10 protein-coding genes are annotated in these 22,111 nt (G+C 38.3%); 9 read left to right on the top strand and 1 reads right to left on the bottom strand.

The features are described from left to right. The first annotated feature begins 5 nt into the window (after positions 1–5). The 5 genes from AABJ51_RS09180 (at position 6) to AABJ51_RS09160 (ending at position 7,634) form a co-directional block, all read left to right on the top strand. Positions 6–2,006, top strand: a complete 2,001-nt coding sequence (locus AABJ51_RS09180; RefSeq protein ID WP_434781391.1) for a hypothetical protein — start codon at positions 6–8, stop codon at positions 2,004–2,006. Positions 2,007–2,220: 214 nt separating this feature from the next. Beyond that, on the top strand, positions 2,221–3,387 hold the full coding sequence (locus AABJ51_RS09175) for a glycoside hydrolase family 172 protein (RefSeq protein WP_434781390.1): 1,167 nt from the start codon (positions 2,221–2,223) through the stop codon (positions 3,385–3,387). A 42-nt stretch (positions 3,388–3,429) separates the two neighbouring features. Further along, a complete protein-coding gene (locus AABJ51_RS09170) occupies positions 3,430–4,443 on the top strand; it encodes a family 43 glycosylhydrolase (protein ID WP_338375760.1) in 1,014 nt (337 codons plus the stop codon). A gap of 27 nt (positions 4,444–4,470) precedes the next feature. Continuing rightward, positions 4,471–5,607: an aldose epimerase family protein gene (locus AABJ51_RS09165; RefSeq protein WP_338375758.1), complete on the top strand. Its 1,137-nt coding sequence runs from the start codon at positions 4,471–4,473 to the stop codon at positions 5,605–5,607. Positions 5,608–5,822: 215 nt separating this feature from the next. Further along, a complete protein-coding gene (locus AABJ51_RS09160) occupies positions 5,823–7,634 on the top strand; it encodes a glycoside hydrolase family 2 protein (RefSeq protein WP_338375756.1) in 1,812 nt (603 codons plus the stop codon). Positions 7,635–7,710: 76 nt separating this feature from the next. Here AABJ51_RS09160 and AABJ51_RS09155 read toward each other — a convergent pair whose 3' ends face one another. Then, entirely contained in the window at positions 7,711–11,748 is a 4,038-nt protein-coding gene (locus AABJ51_RS09155) for a hybrid sensor histidine kinase/response regulator transcription factor (protein WP_338375754.1), read from the bottom strand. Between the two features lie 285 nt (positions 11,749–12,033). On the opposite strand from AABJ51_RS09155, the gene AABJ51_RS09150 reads away from it, so the two are divergent. The 4 genes from AABJ51_RS09150 to AABJ51_RS09135 all read left to right on the top strand — a co-directional run bounded on the left by AABJ51_RS09150 (position 12,034) and on the right by AABJ51_RS09135 (position 21,997). Then, a complete protein-coding gene (locus AABJ51_RS09150; protein WP_434781389.1) occupies positions 12,034–14,256 on the top strand; it encodes a GH92 family glycosyl hydrolase in 2,223 nt (740 codons plus the stop codon). A gap of 167 nt (positions 14,257–14,423) precedes the next feature. Further along, on the top strand, positions 14,424–16,724 hold the full coding sequence (locus tag AABJ51_RS09145; protein WP_338375749.1) for a GH92 family glycosyl hydrolase: 2,301 nt from the start codon (positions 14,424–14,426) through the stop codon (positions 16,722–16,724). A gap of 34 nt (positions 16,725–16,758) precedes the next feature. Continuing rightward, positions 16,759–20,049 (top strand): SusC/RagA family TonB-linked outer membrane protein, encoded by a 3,291-nt coding sequence (locus tag AABJ51_RS09140; protein ID WP_338375747.1) that lies wholly within the window; start codon positions 16,759–16,761, stop codon positions 20,047–20,049. 13 nt (positions 20,050–20,062) lie between these two features. Beyond that, a complete protein-coding gene (locus tag AABJ51_RS09135; protein WP_338375745.1) occupies positions 20,063–21,997 on the top strand; it encodes a RagB/SusD family nutrient uptake outer membrane protein in 1,935 nt (644 codons plus the stop codon). The last annotated feature ends 114 nt before the right edge of the window (positions 21,998–22,111 follow it).

Here is a 22,111-nt window from a genome sequence, read left to right as displayed (position 1 = left end):
TATATATGAGTAAAAAGATTTTAGTGGTAATGGCTGCTGTATTGACGTATTTTTCGGTAAATGCACAACAAGTACAGCAGGAGTATAAGTTGACAATGAAGACGCCCGGGAATCCATCGGTTACGTATGACCTGAAAGAATCGAATGGTCAGTTGACTGCAGGGCAGTCTTTGCCTTTGGCTATCAGCCGGAATGTAACCGAAAACGGAGCATCTCAAAGGATAGAAATAACTATCAAGGCAAATGAATTGGCATATTATAGCTTGGAAGAAATATATAAACTGGGCTCGTTCGGTCACGATGATTGTCTGTTTTATATGCCGGGATTCTGGTATCGCCGTAATCTGAGATCACCGAAAGAAGCACCATCGTGGTATGTCAGTGACAGTTGGCAGGTGAGAGAAGACCGCCTGAGTACTCCGCTGACAGGTATATATAATGAGAAAACCCACGAATATTATACTGTCCTAAGGATTGATAAATTCGACAATGAGAGCCAGCCCTGCCATACATCGGGAGAAGTGATTCTATCAGGAAAAACATCCTTGGGTTATACCGGATTCAGAAATGTATCGGGTAAATCGGCTTTAGTTTTCGGATTCCCATATAGTGAAGCTCCCAAAACATATATCCGTAAACTGACGTTGGATCCTTCGGTTCAGGCTTTCGAAAAACTCGATAAAGGGGAAACCCGTAAATTGGTTTGGGAAATAACAAAAGGTACGGCTCCCGATTATTCTACTTTTGTAGCAAATGTCTGGAATTATTCGTATGATACATATAAGCCTGCTGCATTTCAGAATGCAATGTCTGCTGCTGAAGCGAAAAACGTATTGTCTAATTTCTTCAAAGAGAGCTATATGGATAAGTACGATCTGAAGTATTATTCGGGAGTACATATGAGAACCGATGATTGCGAAAGTACAGGTTCTGTAGAGGTCGGATTCGTAGGCAGAGTGCTGCTTAATGCCTTTAATGCTCTGGAATATGGCGAAACAATGAATCGTCCTGATCTGGTGCAAAATGCGAAGAATGTATTTGACAGTTATCTGGAATATGGATTCACGCCGAATGGTTTTTTTCGTGAGTTTGTTGATTATTCACATAACGATGAAACTAAAGTATACAGCATCCGCCGTCAATCCGAAGGGGCATTCGCTATCCTTAATTACCTTGAATATGAAAGGCGCAAAGGGATCAGCCATAAAGAATGGGATTCTAAAATGGTTCATTTATTAGATAACTTGCTGAAATTGCAGGAAGAAAACGGAAGTTTTCCCCGTAAATTTGATGATAACTTTGCTATTATCGATGAAACAGGAGGCAGTACACCTTCTGCTACATTACCGTTGACAATGGCATATAAATATTTCAAAAATAAAAAATACCTGGAGAGCGCACGTCGTACGGCTGTATATCTCGAAAAGGAACTGATATCGAAAGCCGATTACTTTTCATCGACTCTTGATGCCAATTGCGAGGACAAAGAAGCATCGTTGTACGCATCTACCGCCATGTATTATCTTGCGATGGTGAGTAAAGGGAAGGAGAAAGAACATTATATTAATTTATCGCAAAAAGCAGCATACTTTAGTCTTTCGTGGTATTATATGTGGGATGTTCCTTTTGCTCAGGGACAGATGCTGGGTGATGTAGGGTTCAAATCGAGAGGATGGGGGAATGTTTCTGTCGAAAATAATCACATTGATGTGTTTATCTTCGAGTTTGCCACTGTACTCGATTGGCTTTCGAAAGAACGGAAAGAACCCCGATTTGCAGAGTTTTCGGCTGTTATCAAGAGTTCAATGTTACAATTGATGCCGGTAAAAGGACATATGTTCAATATAGGCAAAGTAGGATATTATCCCGAAGTGGTACAGCATACTAATTGGGATTATGGTAAAAACGGAAAAGGTTTTTATAATGATATCTTTGCTCCGGGATGGACTGTCGCTTCTCTTTGGCAGATGCTGAGTCCGGATAGAGTTGAAAAGTATTTTAAATAAAAATAAGTATAAAATATATGATCAGGCAGTAGGCTGATATTTGTCCTGCTGCCTATTCTCCTTGAATTCAGATTTTCTTTCAAATGGGAGCCTAAAAGATTTTAAGTAACAGCAAGTATTTAATCATATATTGGGGGGGAAACAGCCTTTAGTTGTTTTACTTATCAAAGCAATAAAAAGGTCTGAGACCTTGAATATCTAAGACTGACATGCCATGAATAAAATATTTTTAACCTTTTCATTACTATTCTTTGCCGTAGGTTGTGTGTTTGCCCAAAAAACATATCCCTACAATGGTTTAGATTCTAATATGGGAAATCTATACAGATTGTCAAATGCAAAAACACGGTCTATCAGTCCCGAAAATTTTACCGGAGAAAAAGGTAAAGGAGGAATGGCTGATCCTGTAAAAGATAAAGACAAACGAAATATAGCAAATGCAGCTTATCCTGCACGGGATTTAGGACAAAGCTGGAAGGTAAATCCATATATAAAAATAGCAGGAGGAGAAGTTTTTACTATAGCGGAGATGGACGGACCGGGGGCTATACAGCATATTTGGATGACACCGACCGGCAACTGGCGTTCAACAATTATCCGTATTTATTGGGATGGAGAGACAACTCCTTCGGTAGAAGCTCCTGTCGGAGATTTCTTTTGTATGGGATGGGGGCAGTATGCTCCCTTGTCATCGTTGGCAGTATGTGTAAATCCTGGTAGTGCCTTTAATTGTTATTGGACAATGCCGTTCCGAAAGAGTTGTAAAATTACAATGGAAAATATTCTGGATGAGGAAATGACCTTGTATTATCAAATTGATTATACATTGACAGATGTACCTGAAGATGCCGCCTATTTTCATGCACAATTTCGCCGTACGAATCCAAATCTGACTTCTGATTATACAATGATAGACGGTATTAAAGGAAAAGGTCATTATGTGGGTACTTATATGGCTTGGGGTGTAAATAATAACGGATGGTGGGGCGAAGGCGAAATCAAATTCTTCATGGATGGAGACAGTAAATTTCCTACTATATGCGGAACCGGAACCGAAGATTATTTCTGCGGTTCATATAATTTTGACCGGAATGGGAAATACAATGAATTTTGTACGCCGTATGCCGGACTTCATCAGGTGATTCGTCCCGATGGTTTGTATACGTCGCAACAGCGTTTTGGACTTTATCGTTGGCATATAGCCGATCCTATCCGCTTTGAAAAAGAGCTGCGTATAACTATTCAGGATTTAGGATGGAAAAGCGGAGGGAGGTATCTGCCGCAGAAATCAGATATAGCCTCAGTTGTCTTTTGGTATCAGACCGAACCTCATAATCCGTTTCCTAAATTTCCTGATTGGTCTGAACTGGAAACAAATTAAACAGACCTTTAAATATAAAAACGACTTGAATATTTACATAAAATGAAAAAGATGAATATATTTTTGCTCCTTTCGCTCCTTACATTCTTTAATTGTTCGGATAAGAAAAATGAAACTGATATTGACAACACTCCTGTAAAGGATACATATTCTAACCCTGTGTTGAACTTCAGTATGCCCGACCCGACAATAATGAAGGTGGAGAATGGCTATTTTTATTTGTATGCAACCGAAGATGTCAGGAATGTGCCGATATATAAATCGAAGAATTTGATAGATTGGGTCAATGTCGGTACCGCTTTTACGGAATCAACACGTCCTACATTTGAACCGAAAGGTGGAATCTGGGCTCCGGATATAAATCAAATAAACGGTAGATATGTTCTTTATTATTCGATGTCGGTATGGGGCGGCGAATGGACATGCGGTATAGGTGCAGCTGTTGCCGATAAGCCCGAAGGACCTTTCACCGATCAGGGTATGTTATTCAGAAGTAACGGTATCGGTGTGCAAAATTCAATCGACCCCTTTTATATTGAAGATGCAGGTAAGAAATACCTGTTCTGGGGTAGTTTTAGAGGAATATATGCGATTGAATTATCGGACAATGGCTTGTCTATTAAGCAGGATGCTGAAAAACAAAAAATTGCAGGTACGGCTTTCGAAGGAACATATATCTACAAGAAAGACGGATATTATTATTTATTTGCTTCTATTGGTTCGTGTTGCGAGGGAGTCAATAGTACATACCGCTTGGTTGTCGGGCGATCTCAGTCTCTGTTCGGCTCTTATACCGACAAGTCAGGAAAAAGCATGCTCGATAATAATTATGAACTTGTGATCGGACCGAATGACAGCTTTGTAGGTAACGGTCATTGTTCGGAGATAGTACATGATGATGCCGGTAACGACTGGATATTTTATCATGGTGTAGATAAAAAACGTCCAGAAGGTCGTGTCCTCTTGATGGATCAGGTAAAATGGGTAGACGGGTGGCCTGTAATAAATAACGGTTCTCCTTCGTTGGAATCTCCTAAACCGATATTTAATAAATAACGACGTTCAACAATAAATCAATAAATAATGAAAAAAGGATTATTTGTATTAGGGATAACAGCACTAATGTTGTCAACATCCTGCAAGGAACAGAAAGAGAGCCTTGCTTTACTTGACAAGGCTGCTTTTGAGCAGGAGTACAACGGTAAACAAATTTCGCTATATACATTACACGCAGGTGATATAACTATGCAGGTGACAAACTTTGGTGGACGTGTAGTTTCGCTATGGATTCCTGATAAAGATGGCAAATGCGAGGATATTGTACTGGGGCATCCCGATATAAACAAATATATAGCAACGGAAGGTGAGCGGTTTCTGGGACCTGTAGTCGGGCGATATGCAAATCGTATAGCAAAGGGGCAATTTGTACTGGATGACATAACTTACCAGCTACCGATAAACAACAATGGACAAACTTTACATGGTGGTCTGCATGGACTCGATATGGTTGTTTGGAATGTAGATAGAGTGACGGATAATCAGATTGAATTGTCTTATATTTCTCCTGACGGAGATGAAGGTTTTCCGGGTCAGCTGTCTCTGCATATGACTTATACCCTGACTTCCGATAACGAATTTAAGATAGAATATAAAGCAGATACTGATAAACCGACTATTATTAATCTGTCTCATCATGGATTATTTAACCTTAAAGGAGAGGGTAACGGTACTATATTGGATCATGTATTGACTATCAATGCCAGTAATACAACTCCTGTTGACAGCGTTCTTATTCCTTCAGGTGAAATTGCTTCGGTAGAAAATACACCTTTCGATTTTCGTCAGCCAAAAGCTGTCGGAGAACGGATTAATGAAGATAATCAACAGCTGAAAAACGGTTCGGGATATGATCATAACTGGGTGATAGATCGCAAGAGCGACAAAGATGTAGAATTTATTGCCCGCATTTATGAACCTGTGAGCGGACGCCAGATGGAGGTATATTCCGATCAGCCCGGATTACAGTTTTACAGTGGTAATTTCTTTAATGGAAAGGTTAATGGTAAATCAGGTAAAGCTCTGAACTATCGTGAAGCTTTTGCCTTGGAAACCCAGCATTTTCCTGATAGTCCCAATCATGCAAACTTTCCGTCAACCCGTTTAAATCCGGGCGAGATTTATACTCAGACTTGTATATATAAATTTTCGGTAAAAAAATAAGGATTTAAACTTCGCTTCGGCGATCTCAGTTAATGTGTTGATTATATTTTGGAAGAATGTAAAAGAGAATCTCTATTTTACCTTCAGGGTCTTTTATGTCTCTTTTTATAAGCAAATGAAAGTATTTAATGATACATTTTCAAGTCATAACAGGCTCAGATTATAATACTTGCCAAAGCAACAAATAGGTCTGTGACCTTAAAATAGAATATATTATGAATAAATTATTAGCAACAACTATTTTAGTATTCGGATCTTTAGGGTGCTTATTTGCACAATGGAAGCCCGCAGGAGATAAGATAAAAACCGATTGGGCGGCAAAGATTGATGTAAATAATGTTTTGCCTGAATATCCGAGACCAATCATGGAACGCTCCGATTGGAAAAATCTGAATGGGCTATGGGACTATGCAATTTTACCCGCAGGAAAAGCCGAACCTCAGACATTCGATGGGAAGATATTAGTTCCTTTTGCTGTCGAATCCAGTTTATCCGGAGTTCAGAAAAATGTAGGAAAAGATAATGAATTATGGTATCATCAGACCTTTACAATACCATCGGATTGGAAAGGGAAAAGTATCCTTTTGCATTTCGGGGCTGTTGATTGGAAAACAGAGGTTTTTGTAAACGACGTAAAAATAGGAAGCCATACGGGCGGTTATACTCCGTTCAGTTTTGATGTGACTCCTTATTTGACTACAGGCAGACAAAAGTTGGTAGTAAAAGTTTGGGATCCTACAACAGACGGTTTTCAGCCGGTAGGTAAACAGCATACCAATCCTCATGGCATCTGGTACACACCTGTAACCGGTATTTGGCAGACTGTATGGCTCGAACCGGTAAGCCCTCAATATATTTCACATATTAAAGCGATACCCGATATTGATAAGAATCGGTTATCAGTAGCCATTGATGCCGAAAATGTAAAATCCGCAGATACTTGGGAGGTTACCGTAAAGGACGGAAGCAATGTTGTATCTAAAGCAAAAGGGGTAGTCGGACAATCGCTGGACGTCTGTATAAATAATGTGAAGCTATGGTCTCCCGAGTCTCCTTTTATTTATGATCTGGAGATTGCTTTGTTTTCGAACGGAAAGCTTGTGGATAAAGTGAAAAGCTATTCAGCGATGCGTAAAATATCAACCAAGAAAGATGAAAATGGAATTGTACGTATGCAGTTAAACAACAAGGATTATTTCCAGTTCGGACCTTTGGATCAGGGATGGTGGCCCGATGGCTTGTATACTGCTCCAACCGATGAGGCATTAGTATATGATATTAAGAAGACTAAAGATTTCGGGTTTAATATGATTCGTAAGCATGTGAAGGTAGAGCCGGCGCGTTGGTATACCCATTGCGACCGTATGGGGATTCTTGTGTGGCAGGATATGCCCAACGGCGATAAATCTCCTGTATGGCAGAATCACAATTACTTTAATGGTACCGAATTGAAACGTTCTCCCGAATCGATTGCAAACTATTATAAAGAATGGAAAGAGATCATAAACTGTTTGGTATCCTATCCTTCTATCGTTACCTGGGTTCCTTTCAATGAAGCCTGGGGACAATTTAATACTGTCGAAACTGCTGAATGGACAAAAGCTTACGATCCTTCGAGATTAGTGAATCCTTCGAGTGGAGGCAATTTCTATTATACAGGCGATATTTTGGACTTACACAATTATCCCGGTCCTGATATGTATTTGTATGATGCCCAGAGAGCTAATGCGCTAGGTGAGTATGGAGGTATAGGTCTTCCTTTGGATGGGCATTTGTGGCAGCCTGACCGAAACTGGGGATATGTTCAGTTCAAGAATGCTAAAGAGGTCACTGATGAGTATATTAAATATGCAGAACAATTGAAGAAAATGATCAAAGCCGGATTTTCCGCTGCAGTATATACCCAAACGACTGATGTTGAGATAGAAGTAAACGGCTTGATAACTTATGACAGAAAGGTTGTTAAGGTAGATGAAGATCGTATCAGAAAGATCAATCTGGAGATTTGTAACAGTTTGAATAAATAGATCAAATATTCTGATTTGATGAAAAATGTATCCCCTGAAAAATCGTTTTTCGGGGGACATATTTTTTAGCATCTAATTACAAAGTACTGTTTTTGTCTCTGTATTCTTTTGGCGTGCATCCGTGTTTTTTCGAGAAGTTTTTGAAAAAGCTGACTCTATTGGCGAATCCTGATTTGAAGATAATCTCATCGATTGTCATCATAGTTTTAATGAGTAGATTTTCTGCTATGTACAAACGTGAATCTCTTATCATATCGCTAATGCTTATATCTCCTATCTCTTTGAGTTTACGATATAGATTACGTGAGCTCATATTCATTTCCGTAGCAATAAACTGAGCCGAAAGCTCTTTATCGGTAATATGTTTATTTATAATTTCAAGTATATCGTTTATCAGTTTCTTGTGATCTTTATGTGTCAGTTTTCCATAAGTGAAATCATAAGCACTCAACGGCGATAAGAAATAGTCCTTCAATGCTTTTTTTCGATTGATCAGCTGTTTTACAGTGGTTTTTAAATATTCTGTATTGAATGGTTTCGTTATATACACTTCCGCTCCAGCATTTATAGCCTCTATCTGACCTTCTACTTCGTGTTGTGCTGATAATAATATTAGCGGGATATGTGCCGTCTTTGAATTCGATTTTAATTTGTATGTCAGGGATATACCATCGGTTTGGGGCATCATTACATCACATAATATAATATCGGGATAGACTTTCTGTAGAATTGAATCAATATCATCTGCCCTGTCCAGTGTGATAATATTGAAAGAATCAGCAAAGATGTCACTTATCAGCCATAGTATTTCTATTTCGTCATCAATTATCAGTATGGTAGGTAAAGACTCATGAAAGGTGTATTTGGGTAAAGACTTGATAACACTTGGTTCATTAATCCTTTTTATATCCGGGAGATTTGTTATTTGCTGGAACTTCAGATTGTTTTCCGGTAAATAAGGGAGAATCACTTCGAAAGAGGTTCTTGCATTTGGTTCGCTTTTTATTTTTATCTCACCTTGTAGCAGTTTTGCCATATTGTTGGATATAACAAGTCCCAATCCATTTCTAGACCAATTATTCGAATCATTTTGATTCTCAAAATTGTCGAGAATGCTGTATCTGTCAAATATTTTGGATATGTCTTCATGCTTGATTCCTTTTCCTGTATTTGATATACTTAGGTGGATAGTATCTTCCTGCTGGAATAATGTAACCTCTATCGATCCGTTGTTGGGAGTGTATTTGAAGGCATTGGATATGAGGTTGGTTGAGATTGTTATAAATAGGTTTTTATCGGTATTCCAGTTTAATGTCTCAGGTATAAGTTTATTTATTACTATCGATTTGGATTCTGTAATATCTTGAAAAGCATTAATTATTTGATTAAGAACCGATGTCAACTCTAATTTCTCGATTTGAGGTTCTTTATACCCGGTTTCGATTCTTCGGAACTCAATAAGGTCTTGGATTAAAGAGTTGAGCCTCTCTGCATTTTGCTGGATTATATGTGTATATTTTGTTATTTGTTTATCTACATTTTTGATACTTAATATGCGGTTGCATGGTCCATATATTAATGTGAGAGGTGTACAAAACTCGTGGGCAATATTTGTGAAGAACCGAAGCTTAGACTCATATACATCTTCTTTATGCTTTTGTTCCAATTGTTGGAGCATGTTATTTTTTTTCTTCTTGGCTCTGATTCTAAACGAGCGGATTATAATAAATATAAAACCGAAGGCTGCGATACAATAGAAAATATATGCCCACACAGACAGATACCATGGAGGTAGCACTTTTATTTTGATTTTATATATGGGGCTGTCTTTGCCTAATATCCGATTATGGTACTTTACCGATAATACATATTCCCCCGGACTGAAGTTGGTAAAAAAGATTTTGTTTGAAGAGCCATTTTCTATCCACTGATTATTCGAACTGTCCAGTTGGTACTGGTAGCTGTAGTTATTGCCGTCTATGTAATCGATCGCAATGAAGGACAGAGAGAAAAAATTCTGATCGAAAGACAATGTCAGTTTATCTTCATCATCGCTTCGGGTTATAAAATCATTAATATTATGTTCCTTTCCTAATATTGTCAGGTCGTTGAAATATACAGGCGGCATATAATCATGCTTGACTGCACTGTCTTTACTGATAGCTACAAAACCATTAATACCTCCGAACAAAAGCAAACCTGTTTTATCGTCTTTAAATGCTGCACCGTCACTAAACTCAATAACGTCTAATCCACTGAGATTATCGAATACTGTGAAGGAGAAGGTATTGAGGTCATAATTTACAAGACCTTGATTTGTGCTCAGCCAAAATGTTTCGTCAGAATCTTTTAATATGCTGTGGATAACTGTTTGTGGAAATCCCGGGGTTTCTTTCTTTTTATACGAGTTGTTACCTTTATTGTATTCTATCAATCCAAAACTGGTTCCGATAAGATATTGATCTTTCTTTCCTCTTGCTACAGAATAGATTTCATTTAAAGATCTGTTCTTTAATTTACTTACAAAGACAATAGTGTCAATTTTGAACTTTGAGGTGTTTACTGTATAAATTCCCGAGCCCCTGTTTGCGAACCACAAGTCTGTAGGTGTATCAACAAATATCGAGAAAAAATAATTGGAAGATATAGCTCCGTTATTCAATATGATATGTTTATCGGGTGTCAGTATCGGATTATTTCCATGCCATTTGAGATGAGCTCGTATTATACCCATTCCGGCAGTAGCGATCCATAATACAGAATCTTGCTCATGTATATCATGTACATATTTTATTTGGTTCTTATTGTATTCGAGTTTGATAGATTTGATCTTGTTTTCATTCTCCGAATAATAATTAATGCCTCCTTCACTTCCGATCCAAATGCCCCCATGTTTACTCTTGCTGATAGTGTAAATGGAATTATCAGCTAAAGCACTGTTATTTGTTGTATATGCTTCCGTTTTGCAATTGGCCAGATTGGCATTGATATCATAATTATATATTTTTCTTACCCCGTCGCCTTTACTGCCTATCCATAGAGTGCTGTTTCTGTCCAAATACACGGTTCTGATAGGATGTCCCATGTTTAAAGAGGAATCATGTAATTTTACCGAGCGTATAGAGTACAGGTCATTGATATAAGTATAAACACCTTGCCCGTCTGTACCGATCCAGACAATATCCTGATATCGGTCTTTTATAATGCTGAAGACTCCGCAATTTATAGGAAGTTTCTCTTTATAAAACTCATTGCCTTTTGCTCGCAGAACGAGTAGTCCGTTTGTTTTAAATCCTATGAAGTAGTCCTTATGATATTGAGTTATAGTTGATATTTCTCCGTTTTGTTTTATCTCTTTACTCAAACTATAGACAAATCTGAACGATTGGCTTTGAGCTGCAAAAACATATAAATCAGAATTTGAATCGATAATATATGCGTCATTCCCTTCCTGAAAACATTGATTTATCGGGAATTTATGTTTCATCTCTTTTTCTTTAATGATAGATATCTTACCATTGTTTTCAAAAGGGGATATATTATAGCATAAGACTGTTCCGTTTTTATTGATTATCCACATCTTATTGTTGTTGTCGATAAACATATTCTGGATGTCATTAAATTTTATGCCTTTCAAGACAATCATTTCGAACTGTTTAGTTGATTCTGAATAAAAATAAACAGCATTGTCGGACTGTATTACGAATAGTCTATTGTAGCAGTCTGTATCGGTAAACAAGACTTGATTCTGCATATTGAAGTGTTCTAGCTCCATCAGTGTCAGGTTAACCTTATCAAATCCGTAATATGTCTGTACCCATAATATATTTTCAGTTGTTTCACTTATTTTATCGATGAGGTTTCCCGATAGTACTACTTGTTTTTCCTTGTTTCCGAATGTTTGCACATATCTGCCGTCGTATGTATTGAGTCCGTCACACGTTCCGATCCACATCAATCCTTTTTTTGATTGGAACAGAGAGGTAATTGAACTATTTGACAAGTTGTCCTTATTATTAATCTGCCTCAGATTGTATCCATATATATGATGGTTGTATAAACAGACTATAATAAATAATAATATGGAATATTTTTTATGATAAATCTTTTTCATCTTTTTGTTCTATGTAAATGTGAAAATATCTAAAACAAGAACTTGCTCTTTTAGTATTACAAAGAAATAAGTAAAAAGCAGTTATTCCTATATTAGTGCCTGAAATAAACGGTTTAGGTAGTTAATATATGCGACATTGTAGTTAATATATGCGACATTTTATGTAAAAACAGAAGACATATTATTCCTAAAAAATATAAAAAACTACATTTGAAAAAAATCTAAACTATTTGATGGATGACTATGAAACATACAATTCTTTTTTTTCTGATAAGCCTTATGTCTATGTCTGTAAAAGCAGATGTGGATTCGAAAATGCCTGTCGATTATGTTAACCCTTATATAGGGAATATTAGCCACCTTTTGGTTCCAACTTATCCTACAATACATTTGCCGAATAGCATGTTGCGTGTGTATCCCGAAAGAGAAAATTATACAGGCAATAAAATAAACGGGCTGCCTATTATTGTTACAAGCCATAGAGGTAGTTCGGCTTTTAACTTGAGCCCCTTTCAAGGAGATGTTTCCAACCTGAAAAAAGTAATTCCGTTTGGATATGACAATGAGATTGTCAAACCATATTTTTATAGTGTTGATCTGGATGATTATGGTATAAATGCAGATTATGCAGTGTCTCATCAGTCGGCTATTTATGAGTTGTCTTTTACGAATAGCACTCTGCCTCCGTATTTGATGTTAAATTCAGGAAACGGAGAAATGAGTGTTGATGGTAATATTGTTAAAGGATACCAGAAATTACAGAATAATACGATTGTATACCTTTATCTTGAAATAGACAGGAACCCCGAGGATACAGGTGTAATATCAGATGATAAGTTTAATAATTCCAAGAAAGCATCGGATGGTGAGAATGCCTGTGTGGCGTTGAAATTTTCCAAAGGAGTAACCAAACTAAAAGTGAGATATGGAGTATCTTTTATCAGTTCAGAACAGGCTGCGAAAAATCTGCATCGAGAAATAAAGGATTATGATTTGAAAAGTGTTGAATCTAAAGGACGTCGGTTGTGGAATGAAACATTAGGGAAAATAGAGGTTAATGGAGATGATGAAGATCAGAAAACGATTTTCTACACATCTTTCTACAGAACTTATGAACGGATGATCTGTATTTCGGAGGATGGAAATTATTTTAGTGCATATGATGGAAAAGTGCATAACGATAATGGTACTCCTTTTTATACAGATGATTGGATTTGGGATACTTACAGGGCAACCCATCCTTTGAGGATAATTATTGAACCTCAGATGGAAAATGCCATGATAAATTCGTATGTGGTAATGACTCAGCAAATGTCTCGTCCCTGGATGCCGAATTTTCCCGAAGTGACGGGTGATAGCCGGCGGATGAACTCCAACCATGGTGTGGCTATGGTAGCTGATGCCTATGTTAAAGGTTTGAGAGGCTTCGATCTAGCAGAGGCGTATAACGCGTGTAAGGCTGCTATAACGGAAAAAACATTAGCTCCGTGGTCTTCTAAACCGGCTGGTGTTCTGGATAAGTTCTTTAAGGAACATGGCTATTTTCCTTCGTTGGCTCCGGGAGAGAATGAGACAGCTCCCGAAGTACACGGTTGGGAACGGCGTCAGCCTGTCGCAGTTACTTTGGGCACTGTGTATGATGAGTGGTGCTTGGCGCAGATTGCCAAATTTCTCAAAAAGAATGATGAGTATAAGTATTTTAGTAATCGGAGTCTGAACTATCATAAAATATTCAATGCCGATACTAAGTTTTTCCATCCGAAAGATACATTCGGAAACTTTATGCCTAATCTTGATTATCGCTTTCCGCCGGGTATAGGTGGACGAGATGCTTATGACGAAAATACAGGCTTTGTTTATAAATGGGATGTACAGCATAATCTTGGAGATTTGGTCAAAATGATGGGTGGGAAAAAAGCTTTTGTTGATGAACTCGAAAAAATGTATGATACCCCTTTAGGCAAAGGAAGACCTGACTTTTATCATATTTATGCAGATCATACAGGAAATGTAGGCCAATTTTCCATGGGTAATGAGCCAAGTATGCATGTGCCTTATCTGTACAATTATGCAGGAGAGCCGTGGAGAACTCAAAAACGGGTAAGAACATTATTAACCCAATGGTTCAGAAATGATCTGATGGGTATTCCAGGTGATGAAGATGGAGGTGGTCTGACTGCTTTTGTTGTGTTCTCTCAGATAGGTTTTTATCCTGTAACTCCCGGTTTACCAATGTATGTGATAGGCAGTCCGGTCTTCAGATCGGTAAAGCTGGATATCGGTAATGGAAAAACCTTTGAGGTTGAATGTGTAAATTATTCACCTGATAATAAATATATTCAGTCAGCATCACTGAATGGTAAAATTTGGAATAAATCGTGGTTCAGTCACGATGATTTGATGAAGGGCGGAAAATTGGTGTTTATTATGGGTAAACATCCTGATAAAGATTGGGCTGCTTCTGATGATGCTCTTCCTCCATCTTTTAGTATGCCGGGAAGCAGGTGATGGGTAAACTTTACAAACAAACTTATTAAATACAATTAATTAATCTAATCTTATTGATTATAAGGGAATAGAGCAGGGATAACTTCCTCTGCAGGCCATTCCTGTGTATTGTCGAATCGGTTTATGTATTAGATCATTAAGGTAAATAACAATAATAGAATAGTAAAATGGCATTGAAAAACAACTTAAAAAAAGCTTTTACAGTCCTTCTTTGTACGATTGCTTTGTCTTCTGTTTCTGCTCAAAAGACAACGGAACCAATAGATTATGTGAGTACACTTACAGGTACATTGTCGAAGTTCGAGTTATCCACGGGAAATACATATCCTGCAATAGCGTTACCATGGGGAATGAACTTTTGGGTACCTCAAACAGGGAGTATGGGGGACGGATGGACATATACTTATACAGCTGATAAGATCAGAGGTTTTAAACAAACCCATCAGCCCAGCCCATGGATGAATGATTACGGGCAATTTTCGATTATGCCTGTCACCGGCAACTTAACTTTCGATCAGGACAGGCGAGCAAGTTGGTTTTCTCATAAATCAGAAGTAGCAAAACCTAATTATTATAAAGTTTATTTGGCCGACTATGATATAACAACGGAAATAACCCCGACAGAACGTGCAGCCATATTTCGTTTTACTTTTCCTGAAACCGATAAGGCTTATGTTATTGTTGATGCTTTTGACAGGGGATCATATGTGAAAATAATTCCTGAGGAAAAGAAAATAGTTGGTTACACGACCCGTAACAGTGGAGGTGTCCCCGAAAATTTTAAAAATTATTTTGTAGTGGAATTTGATAAACCTTTCACATACACAGCATCTGTTGCCGGAGGTATGATAAATTCTAAATCGCTAGAGAGTAAGGATAGCCATGCTGGAGGAGTAATCGGCTTTGCTACACAACGAGGCGAAATTGTACATGCCCGTGTTGCGTCTTCATTTATCAGTCCCGAGCAAGCCGAATTGAACTTAAAAGAATTGGGTGCGGATTCATTTAATCAAGTGGCAGAGAAAGGTCGTAAAGTATGGAACGATGTATTAGGACGTATTTCTATCGAAGATGATAATACCGATCGTTTGCGTACATTTTATTCTTGCCTGTACCGTTCGGTTCTGTTTCCCCGAAGTTTTTATGAAATAAATGAGAAGGGTGAGATTGTGCATTATAGCCCTTACAACGGGCAGGTATTACCCGGATACATGTTTACCGACACCGGTTTCTGGGATACGTTCCGTTGTTTGTTTCCTTTTCTGAACCTGATGTATCCTTCGATGAACGAAAAAATGCAGGAAGGTCTTGTTAATGCTTATAAAGAGAGTGGATTTTTGCCTGAATGGGCTAGTCCGGGTCATAGAAACATTATGGTCGGAAATAATTCTGCTTCAATTGTATCGGATGCATATATCAAAGGTTTAAGAGGATATGATATCGAAACTCTCTGGGAGGCTTTGAAACATGGGGCAAATAATATGCATCCGAAAGTATCGGCATCGGGGCGTGCGGGTTATGAGTATTATAATAAATTGGGATATGTACCTGATAACGTAGGCTGGGGACAGTCTGCTGCACGTACTCTTGAGTATGCCTATGATGACTGGACTATTTACCAGCTAGGAAAAAAACTGAATAAACCCCAGTCCGAAATAGAAATTTATGCCAAGCGTGCCATGAATTATAAAAACCTGTATAATCCTCAATACAAATTAATGACAGGACGAAGTGACAATGGTGAGTTCGATAAGAACTTTGTCGCTGAAGATTGGAGCGGAGCCTTTTGTGAAGGTAACAGCTGGCATTGGAGTTTCTGTGTTTTTCACGATCCTCAAGGTTTAATAGACCTGATGGGGGGAAGAAAAGAATTTATCACAATGATGGATTCTGTATTTATTGTTCCCGGAAATAAAGGGATGGAAAGTCGGGGTATAATCCATGAAATGCGTGAAATGCAGGTGATGAATATGGGACAATATGCTCATGGTAATCAGCCTATACAGCACATGATTTACTTATATAATTATGCAGCTGAACCTTGGAAAGCTCAATACTGGGTACGTGAGGTTATGGACAAACTGTATTCTTATAGTCCTGACGGGTATTGTGGTGATGAAGATAACGGACAGACCTCGGCATGGTATGTATTTTCGGCATTGGGATTTTATACTGTATGCCCGGGTACCGATCAGTATGTGATAGGATCTCCGATATTCAAATCTGCAACATTGAATCTGGAAAATGGAAAAAAGGTTATCATAAAATCAAATAATACAAGCTCAAATAACCGCTATATAGCTTCTATGAAGCTCAATGGAAAGGTATATACCAAAAACTATCTGACACACAAAGATTTATTAGATGGAGCCAGCATTGTTTTCGATATGTCTTCTGTGCCGAATAAGCAAAGAGGTATATCTCAGTCAGATGCGCCCTATTCGTTTTCGGATGAACTGAAAAGGTAGGCATTATAAACCTAATTTAATTTAATATGAATCTATGAAAAGAAAGAAAGTAAAACAAGGTGTTCTTTCCTCTATTCGGGGATGTATATTATTGGCAGTATTTTTCCTTTCGGCAAATGTCTCCCAATTGTATGCATACAAGGGTAATGAGGTAACTGTGCAGGAGGTCAAGCAATCTAATGTTACAGTGAAAGGGAAAGTACTCGATAGTAAGACTAAAGAGACACTTATAGGAGTCGCTATAATTGTAAAAGGTGTTGAAAAATCGGGTGTTATTACAGACATAAATGGAGAATTTAGTGTAAATGTTCCGTATGCGAACGCAACACTGGTATTTTCGTACCTTGGATATCGTCCGACCGAAGTTCAATTAAATGGACGCAGGCAAATAGATGTTGAACTTACGGAAGATTCCAGAGCTTTGGATGAGGTTGTAGTTGTAGGATATACCACTCAAAAGAGAGAGAATATTACCGGAGCGGTATCTACTATTACTACAAAAGATTTGGTTCAAAGCCCAACCGCTAATATAAACAATGCATTGGCTGGGCGTTTACCCGGTATGATTGTCAATCAGTTTAGTGGAGGTGAACCAGGAGTGGATAAGTCGGAATTATTTATTCGGGGTAAATCTACTTATGGCGATCAGTCTCCCATCGTTATCGTGGACGGTATAGAACGGGATATGTCGTATTTATCGGCAAACGAGATAGAAAGTTTTACTATACTTAAAGATGCTGCATCGACAGCACCATACGGTATTCGTGGAGCTAACGGAGTTATCGTTATTACAACCAAACGTGGTGAAGCTACCGAAAAGGCTACTGTTAATTTTAAGGCGTCGTTAGGTTTTAACAGACCAACCAAGCTCCCCGAGTTGTTGGGCTCTGCAGACTATGCCATGTTGTATAATGAGGCAAAACGCAATGATGCTTTGATGGAAGGTGGTACACCTACCAATTTGTTTACTGATCAGGCTATTGCTGATTTCAGAAATGGGTTGGGATATAATAATGATTATTTTGATTACCTTTTTAAAACAGGTATTCAGCAAGAATATAACCTGTCGGTAAGAGGTGGGTCGAAAGTTGCACGTTATTATGTAATGGCAGGGTATACAGATCAGGGAACCAATTTAAAGCATGTCGATTTATCAGCTTTTGATGCTTCTGCATCTTTTAAAAAATACAATTTCAGATCTAATATTGATATTAATATAACAGACAAATTTTGGATTAAATTAGATCTGGGGGCTCGTATGACAGACAGAGGTTCGCCCGGTACATCAGCCGAACGGCTGGTAACTATTGCCATGACCCAGCCTCCCTATCTTCCGATATTTGTAGAGCAGAATGATAATGAATCTAACAGCAAATATTATGTAAATAACCCTAAAGGTATGCTTTATGGTGATCAGATTTATCGGTATAATATCAATGGAGAGCTTACCCGTACAGGATATACCCAACAAAAAGTAACCCAGATAGAAAGCAGCTTTTCTATGGGATACGATCTGGACTTTATAACAAAAGGATTGAAGGTCGCCGGAACTTTTTCGTATGATGATAAGAATGACGAGTGGATCAACCGTAATCTGGGAACTTATGACGACGGATATCGTAAATACCCTAAATATGCAACATTTATGCCTGTTGACAGTGAAGGTGGCAGAGATGTGTATATGACTCCGGGAAATTATGCAGGAGCTTATAAAACCGGAAATAAATATGAAATAGATCAGACTATAGGTAATGGTGTGGATATTAAAAATCCGGCTCATCGAACTTACTATCAATTGCGCTTGACCTATAATAATAAATTTGCGGATAAGCATTCGGTAGCGGGCTTGCTCTTACTCAACCGATCGAATGAAAATGTGTACAGCGGAAGTGAAGGATCGAGAAATGCAAAACCAAACCGCCGCTATCAGGGATTGACCGGGCAATTCACTTATAATTTCGAAGATCGCTATTTTACGGAATTTAATTTCGGATATAATGGTTCCGAAAATTTTGCGAAAGAAAAACGCTATGGATTCTTTCCTGCCGGTTCTATCGGATGGATGATATCCAATGAAAAATTTATGGAAGAAACCAGAGGATGGCTCGATCAGTTTAAACTGAGAGGTTCTTATGGTTTGGTTGGAAGTGATAAATTACCGGGAGACAATCGTTTTGGATATCTCCAATTTTACGGGGGTTCTAGCGGAACAAATTTCGGATATCCAAGCTTTGGATCGGGTGTGAATGGTTTGAATGAAGGAACACTGGCAAACACTGCTTTGACATGGGAAAAAGCGAAAAAACTCAACTTGGGGCTGGATGCCATGTTTTTGGATCAGCGATTGAAAATTTCATTTGATTATTTCCATGAAGATCGGTATGATATATTGACAACGCTGGATGATGATAAAATGGGATTTCCGTCTATTGTCGGCAAAGATGCACCTCCATTGAATGTGGGCAAAGTAAAGAATCATGGTATAGAGTTTGAAGTTACATGGTCAGATAAGATTGGAAAAGACTTCAGGTATTTCATAAAGCCGAATTTTTCTTTTGCGCGTAACAAGTTGATATATAATGGTGAAATACAATATCCTAATTCGTGGAGAGGCGAAACAGGCAAGTCTCTATATTTGAATTATGTGTATGAGTTTGACCATTTTGTGAAAGATCAGGCGGAAGCCGACGCTCTTAATGCTTCCGGATATCAAGGTGTGTTTACTAACAAACTAATTCCGGGAGATGCAGTTTACAAAGATCTGGACGGAGACGGTAAAATAACAGATATAGGAGACCGTAAAGCTATGGGGCATCCTCGTAGTCCCGAAATTCAATTCGGATTGCCGATAACTCTTCAATATAAAGATTTTGATTTTAGTGTGTTATTTCAAGGTGCTTTAAATTCTTCTATCATGCTGAAAGATGCCGCTATTTGGGATTTCCCTAATTTCGACCAGGATAAAACAGGGTCTGTAACTCCTTATCACCTGAAGAACAGATGGACGCCAGAAACTGCTGAAACGGCTAAGTATCCGGCTCTTCATATCGGAACTCATACTAATAATAAGAATTCGAACAGCAGTTTATTCTTGTATGATGGTAAATATGTGAGACTGAAAAATATAGAAGTTGGGTACACTTTGCCGCGTCGTGTAATAAAGTTTGCCGGATTGAGCAATGTAAGGGTATATGCTCAGGGCCAAAATTTATTGACCTTTGACAAATTAGGAGATTCGAATCTCGACCCCGAAGTTGGTAATACCAGTGGATATTGGTATCCGGTATTGAAGGTGTTTAATTTTGGAATTGACGTAACATTTTAACAACTGAATGAAGATGAAAAACATTAAATATATATTAAGAAGCTCTCTGCTGGCATGTTCACTGCTGTTATCTTCATGCAGTGATTATCTGGATATGCTGCCGGATGACCAGAAAACCGAGCAAGAGGTATTTAGTCAGTACAGCTCGGTAAATGAGCTGGTTGCGAATGCTTATGATAAAACCAATGGAGCAAACAGGATACTGACATTTTTCAATCACTTTTCATCGGCTGCTGTTACAGACGAAGCCGAAGGCTCTACTGTGGAAGGAAATATTACTAACCGTTTCAATAACGGAGACTGGAGTATAACAGATCTTCCGGGAAGTGCCGGGCAGTATTGGTGGGATTTGTACGAGGGAATCAGAAAGACAAATGTGATATTAGCAGGTGTAGCGAAATATAATACACCTGATAATCCTCTAGGAGCAGGAGATCTGGAAAAACGAATTGGTGAAACATATTTTCTTCGTGCCTATTTTCACTATTTGCTACTTCGTATGTATGGAGAAGCTCCGTATATCGATTATGTAGTAGACCCTAATCAGGCGATGGATTTTAAACAAATTTCAGCTCATGAAATGGTCGAAAAAATTTCAGCAGATGCTCAGGAAGCTTATAAGAGAGTGCCTGCGTCGTGGAATAAATCGTCAGCTGATTTTGGACGGGTGGATCAGGGTGCCTGCCTTGGGCTTATTGCTTCGGCTCGGTGGATTGTAGCTACTCCTTTATATAATGGAGCTGCATCTTATGGATATAAGGGGACCCGTATATTCGAAAGCGAGTATAGTACATATGATGCAAATCGTTGGGTTGCTGTTCGCGATGCCGCAAAAGCTCTACTGGACTTTAAGTTTAATGGAGAACCTCGTTACAAACTTTATACAAGTTATACGAATCAGGATTTTAAAGATGATTCAGGTAATGATATGAACAACTCTACAGTGTATACACGTTTGTGGAAAATGTTTTTCGATCCGGAAGCTTATGCTGATGAATACGTCTTTTTCAGACCGAATGAAAAAGATCAGGGCTGGTTTGGAGATATATTTCCGCCAAGTAAGAGAGGAAGCTCTCGTCTGCAGCCTGTACAGGAGCAAGTAGATGAATATGAGTATATCAGTCCTGATGGATATGGTTATCCAATTTATTCTGATCAGGCAATAAAGGATGGTTATGATGATGGAAATCCTTATATGTCAGTAAAAAGAGACCCTCGTTTCTATCGGGATATTGTATTTCATGGAGCTCCGTTCAGAGATGGAAGTAATAACAAAGAGATTATTAATACCTCTACAGGTTCGGATCGTATAGGAGCATCCAATGCTACGACTACCGGTTATTATTTAAGAAAATGGCTTATAGAATCATATAACTTCTCGGGTAGTTATAAATTGACGGGCGCAATATGGAGATTACCCGAGTTTATGTATATGTATGCCGAAGCGGTGAATGAAATATCAGGACCTAATCAGGATATTTACGATTTGGTAAATAAAGTGAGGGCACGTTCTTTTATGGCTCCGATGCCTGCCGCCTGTAAAACAAATAAAGAACTGATGAAAGAGTATATCAAGCGTGAACGCCGAGTTGAGTTTTTCTATGAAAATAAGAGAATGTTTGAAACCCGTTTATATCTTGAACCGAATAATGAAACCGAAGTTACAAGAGAAAAAGAATGGTTGGCTTCAGGCACGGATAATACGACTCGTTCTCAGAAATATTGGGCTGTTTATCACAAACCGTATCCCAGAACTCAGCATATGATAAATGGGATGAGAGCAGTGGAGGATCCGAATGGAAAGATTGAGATTAACGGTGTTAAATATCGCATGGAACGCTTCTGTAAGGAAACCCGTGTATTCGAAACGCCCAAACATTATTTGTTCCCGATAATGCAGGCCGAATTACAAAAGTGTCCGACATTAGTACAAAATCCAGGATGGTAACCCTGTATATCCAAACACAGGTATTGATTAAATTAGAGTATTATTAAATATTTGAAACGAAGCGGGGTAGAGGTTATTATTCTATCCTGCTTTATCTCTATTCTTGAATAATAA

Origin of the sequence: Indolivaga capnocytophagoides, assembly GCF_036511535.1 — a bacterium.
GTDB classification, from domain to species: Bacteria; Bacteroidota; Bacteroidia; order Bacteroidales; family Dysgonomonadaceae; genus Dysgonomonas_A; species Dysgonomonas_A capnocytophagoides.
Note: the sequence above shows the minus strand (reverse complement) of the source record. Positions and strands in the feature narration are given on the sequence as shown.

Excerpts from the sequence above, each read along its gene's own strand:
- AABJ51_RS09180 (WP_434781391.1), top strand. The coding sequence starts at position 6 with ATGAGTAAAAAGATTTTAGTGGTAATGGCTGCTGTATTGACGTATTTT.
- AABJ51_RS09175 (WP_434781390.1), top strand. The coding sequence starts at position 2,221 with ATGAATAAAATATTTTTAACCTTTTCATTACTATTCTTTGCCGTAGGT.
- AABJ51_RS09170 (WP_338375760.1), top strand. The coding sequence starts at position 3,430 with ATGAAAAAGATGAATATATTTTTGCTCCTTTCGCTCCTTACATTCTTT.
- AABJ51_RS09165 (WP_338375758.1), top strand. The coding sequence starts at position 4,471 with ATGAAAAAAGGATTATTTGTATTAGGGATAACAGCACTAATGTTGTCA.
- AABJ51_RS09160 (WP_338375756.1), top strand. The coding sequence starts at position 5,823 with ATGAATAAATTATTAGCAACAACTATTTTAGTATTCGGATCTTTAGGG.
- AABJ51_RS09155 (WP_338375754.1), bottom strand. The coding sequence starts at position 11,748 with ATGAAAAAGATTTATCATAAAAAATATTCCATATTATTATTTATTATA.
- AABJ51_RS09150 (WP_434781389.1), top strand. The coding sequence starts at position 12,034 with ATGTCTGTAAAAGCAGATGTGGATTCGAAAATGCCTGTCGATTATGTT.
- AABJ51_RS09145 (WP_338375749.1), top strand. The coding sequence starts at position 14,424 with ATGGCATTGAAAAACAACTTAAAAAAAGCTTTTACAGTCCTTCTTTGT.
- AABJ51_RS09140 (WP_338375747.1), top strand. The coding sequence starts at position 16,759 with ATGAAAAGAAAGAAAGTAAAACAAGGTGTTCTTTCCTCTATTCGGGGA.
- AABJ51_RS09135 (WP_338375745.1), top strand. The coding sequence starts at position 20,063 with ATGAAAAACATTAAATATATATTAAGAAGCTCTCTGCTGGCATGTTCA.